Origin of the sequence: Bacillus sp. GMa5/1 (genome assembly GCF_050172015.1) — a bacterium.
GTDB classification, from domain to species: Bacteria; Bacillota; Bacilli; order Bacillales; family Bacillaceae_G; genus Bacillus_A; species Bacillus_A cereus.
In genome coordinates this window covers 1-3,947 of the sequence record NZ_JBNLYC010000279.1, presented here as the reverse complement: position 1 = coordinate 3,947, position 3,947 = coordinate 1, and the positions used below count along the sequence as shown (strand labels likewise).

Here is a 3,947-nt window from a genome sequence, read left to right as displayed (position 1 = left end):
GTGTTGACAATATAGAAATTCTATTGTTATGATTCATCATGTGGAAAGGTTGATAGAGAGTAAAAAGAGAAATGTTTTTCATTGATAATAAAAGCGAAAAATAAGTGACGATAGAGTGAGTATATTTTCCTTATAATAGATGCTTTTTGGATCATCTAGTAAAATCAATCTGGAAGCAAGAATTGATATATGTAAGTTGCGCAAGGCGCGGCATAAGAAAGGAGCAAAAGGATGAAGGAGCTTCATACGTTTGGGTGGTATGCAGCACGTGTATCACCACATTTGCCGAAAAAAGCATTTAAACCAGTGCCTACTCGTTTATTTGGTGGACTGGCTTATTTGCTTGTGGCATTGGCGGGGTTAATATCGATTGGTGTATTTGAATTGAATGTGTGGGCGAATCTAGGAATTGCGATTGTTCTTGGATTATGTTTTGCTTCACTTGGATTTTTAGGGCATGAAATTTTACATGGAACTGTTGTAAGAAAGGCATGGCTTCGTGACTTCTTAGGCGCGATTGCATTTATGCCATTATCAACAGGGCCAAAGCTTTGGAGAAAGTGGCATAATGCAACGCATCATGTTCATACACAGCATGAAGAGAATGATCCGGATGCATGGCCGACACTTGAGAAACTTAAGAAGAGTAAGTTTTTGAGTTGGGTATATCGTATGCCTTTACATGTACGTTCATTCTTTAGTTTTCTGTCACTAACAATTCAATTTACATTGCATTCGACTCGAATGTTCTTTCATTTTATAAAAGAGTTCAAGTCATCCAATCAAAAATCTGTATGGCTTCAACTTCTTTTGCCTTGGACAGTTTGGATTAGTTTATTGTTTATTATGGGACCTGGAAAATGGTTATTTGCATATGTCATTCCGTTGTTAATTGCTAACTTTATTGTAATGGCATATATCGCAACAAATCACCGCTTAAATCCAATTGTTCCAGTAAATGATCCGTTAGCAAACTGTTTGTCAGTAACAGTGCCGCGCTGGGTAGACGTTTTACATTTCAATTTCTCATATCATACAGAACATCATCTGTTTCCTGCTATGAGTTCTAAATACTATCCGTTAGTAAAAGAGAAGATTAAAGAAATGTGGCCGGAACGCTATCATGAGATGCCGATGACAAAAGCTTTGGCAGCGCTATGGAATACACCACGTGTGTATTATCAAGGAAGTGAATTAGTGGATCCGCATAGAGAGCATTTCTATGGTTCTTTAGGAAATGGACTAGATCCTCATAATATTTCATATCGTGAGGAACATATAGAGGAAGAAAAGAGTATTAAAAAAGTAAATCAGTAAAAATTAATATATTTTTGCAATGAAAAAGCAAGCCATCTCAGGCTTGCTTTTTCTTATAAAGAAACTTCCTTTTTGTTCTTTTTATGGAATTGGACGGAGTTAGTTTCTTTTCGTTGTAGTCGTTTTTCTAAGAGATTAACAAAATAAGTAAATAGAAGAACAAGTACGAGATAGTATACACCAACGATTATGTAAGTATCTAATTGTTGGAAGTTACCTGCTGCAATTGATAAACCTGATCCCCATAACTCGGACAGTCCTACGTAAGCGACAAGTGAAGAGTCTTTTAATCCGATAATAAATTGGTTTCCTAGAGGAGGAAGAGACAGACGAAATGCTTGTGGTAATATAATCCGGCGCATAGCTAAAGGGTAAGGCATACCTAAGGAGCGAGCGGCTTCCAATTGTCCCCGGTCGACGGATTGAATGGATCCTCGGAAAATTTCCGTAATATATGCACCGTTATGAATTGCTAAAGCAATTGCTCCTGCCCAAAAAGGGGAGAAAACAATGACAGATGTAATGCCAAAATAGAGAATTGCGATTTGAACGATTAAAGGTGTACCACGAATAATAGCAATATAGATATGAGCAATGCTATTTAAAACTTTGTTATTCGAGATCCGAAAGAAAGCAAATAATAATCCAATTAATGAACCGAGTACTAGGGAGGTTAATGTTAATTGTAATGTGACAATAGTAGCTTTTAAGAGTGTGGGATAGGTAGAGATAAAAATTTCAAACATGCGTTTCACCTCATATTGTATAGATTTTAGTAGAGAATGAAATGCCCCACATAAAATGAACATTTAATCAGTGGGGCACTGTTTATGAATCTTTTGAATGGCTAACTTACTTCGTTTTTTCCTCTTCACCGAGAATATTACGCCCGAACCATTTTTTACTGATCTTTTCATACGTACCATCTTTAATGATTTCATCTAACGCTTTATTTACTTTCTCAACCATTTCTTTATCATCTTTGCGAATAGCAATTCCCATTTCATCAAGATTTAATGGTTTTCCGGCTTCTTTTATATTTGATTTTCCTTCTTTTATCATACGTAGACCAACCATTTGATCCGTAATTACTGCGTCAACACGCCCAGGCTCTAAATCCATAAGAGCAGTAATATCGCTGTCATATTCAGTGATTTGATCTGTATATTTTGCAACAAGATTTTTAAAGGTACTAGCTTTTACAACACCAATTTTCTTACCTTTTAAATCTTCTGGAGAAGAGATAGCGTTATTCTTTTTAGCTACAAAAATTTGGGCGCCAGAGCGATAGTACGGATTTGAGAAACTAACAGCTTTTAAGCGCTCCTCTGTAATTGCCATACTACCCAGTATTACATCATATTTCTTCGCTTGAAGACCTTGAATCAGCGTTTCCCATGGGTTTGTAACTGGCGTAGCCTTCATGTTCATCTTTTTAGCAAGAGCTTCACCGATTTCTACATCAAAACCGACAAGTTTGCCGTCATTTTCTTTATAGTTAAAAGGTTTGTATAATCCACTCATCGCATAGCGAAATTCTTTTTCACCATTTGTTGAAGTAGTAGAGCTTTCTTTGCTACAAGCTCCTAGTATGAAAGATGTACATAGTGTAATGCTAGCAACAATGGTTAATAGTTTTCTTTTCATAAAACCCCTCCTATATATTGATCATACGGATGGTTTTTTAGTATGTTATTGAAATATTTTATTTGGATGATTAGTTGTGCACCGTATGAATGTATTCTTTTTCGTTCGAAACAAAAGTTACATTATAAAACGTTGCGTAAAAATTGTTTTGCCCGTTCATGTGATGGAGCTGAAAAGAATTGTGCTGGCGGAGCATCTTCTACAATCTTTCCATCATCCATAAAGATGACGCGATCAGCTACATCTCTTGCGAAATTCATTTCATGAGTAACAATAACCATTGTCATCCCTTCTTCAGCAAGTTCTTTCATAACTTGCAATACTTCTCCAACAAGTTCAGGGTCTAAAGCTGAGGTAGGCTCATCAAATAGCATAATCTTAGGGCTCATTGCAAGAGCTCGTGCAATGGCAATGCGCTGTTTTTGACCACCTGAAAGAAGATGAGGAGTTACATCTGCTTTATCTTGAAGGCCGACTTTTTGGAGAAGTTGAGTTCCAATATCCTTTGCATTTGCTTTCTCTAATTTTTTTACGTGAATAGGTGCTTCTATGATGTTTTCTAGTGAGGTCATATGAGGAAAGAGGTTAAAGTGCTGAAAAACCATACCGACATTTTCACGGACTTTATTTAAATTTGAATGCTTTGGATCAATTCGCTCACCTTGTAAGTGAATTTCGCCTTCATCGTACATTTCTAAAAAGTTAAGACAGCGAAGTAATGTACTTTTACCAGAACCACTGGCACCAATTAAAACAACAACTTCTTTTTCTTTTACTTCTAAATCAATTCCTTTTAACACATCAAGTGAACCGAATGATTTTACTAGATTTCGAACTTGAATCATACAAAACCCCCAGTTAAAAATATATTTTACAAATGTTGCCCCTTATTTCTGTTATTAGTCATAAATTGTCAGAATCCTTTATTTTTTTCGTGCAATTTGATATTCAAAGAAATAATTTTTTTAAAATCTCTATATCCT

The 3,947-nt window shown here is 35.8% G+C and carries 4 protein-coding genes; 1 reads left to right on the top strand and 3 read right to left on the bottom strand.

Going from position 1 to position 3,947, the window contains the following annotated elements; translation table 11 throughout:
• The first annotated feature begins 231 nt into the window (after positions 1 to 231).
• The gene (locus ACQGSG_RS27280; protein ID WP_000661226.1) at positions 232 to 1,317 is read left to right on the top strand and encodes a fatty acid desaturase family protein; all 1,086 of its coding nucleotides are present in this window, start codon (positions 232 to 234) and stop codon (positions 1,315 to 1,317) included.
• A 53-nt stretch (positions 1,318 to 1,370) separates the two neighbouring features.
• Here the strand turns inward: ACQGSG_RS27280 and ACQGSG_RS27275 are convergent, their stop codons facing one another.
• The 3 genes from ACQGSG_RS27275 to ACQGSG_RS27265 form a co-directional block, all read right to left on the bottom strand.
• A complete protein-coding gene (locus ACQGSG_RS27275) occupies positions 1,371 to 2,126 on the bottom strand; it encodes an amino acid ABC transporter permease (protein ID WP_002004337.1) in 756 nt (251 codons plus the stop codon).
• Between the two features lie 43 nt (positions 2,127 to 2,169).
• Entirely contained in the window at positions 2,170 to 2,964 is a 795-nt protein-coding gene (locus tag ACQGSG_RS27270) for an ABC transporter substrate-binding protein (protein WP_000823768.1), read from the bottom strand.
• Between the two features lie 122 nt (positions 2,965 to 3,086).
• Complete coding sequence (locus ACQGSG_RS27265) at positions 3,087 to 3,809, bottom strand: amino acid ABC transporter ATP-binding protein (RefSeq protein WP_000616925.1); 723 nt, start codon at positions 3,807 to 3,809, stop codon at positions 3,087 to 3,089.
• Positions 3,810 to 3,947: the final 138 nt, after the last annotated feature.

What these genes read in the sequence shown, in the direction of transcription:
- ACQGSG_RS27280 (WP_000661226.1), top strand. Translation starts at nt 232, where the DNA reads ATGAAGGAGCTTCATACGTTTGGGTGGTATGCAGCACGTGTATCACCA.
- ACQGSG_RS27275 (WP_002004337.1), bottom strand. Translation starts at nt 2,126, where the DNA reads ATGTTCATTTTATGTGGGGCATTTCATTCTCTACTAAAATCTATACAA.
- ACQGSG_RS27270 (WP_000823768.1), bottom strand. Translation starts at nt 2,964, where the DNA reads ATGAAAAGAAAACTATTAACCATTGTTGCTAGCATTACACTATGTACA.
- ACQGSG_RS27265 (WP_000616925.1), bottom strand. Translation starts at nt 3,809, where the DNA reads ATGATTCAAGTTCGAAATCTAGTAAAATCATTCGGTTCACTTGATGTG.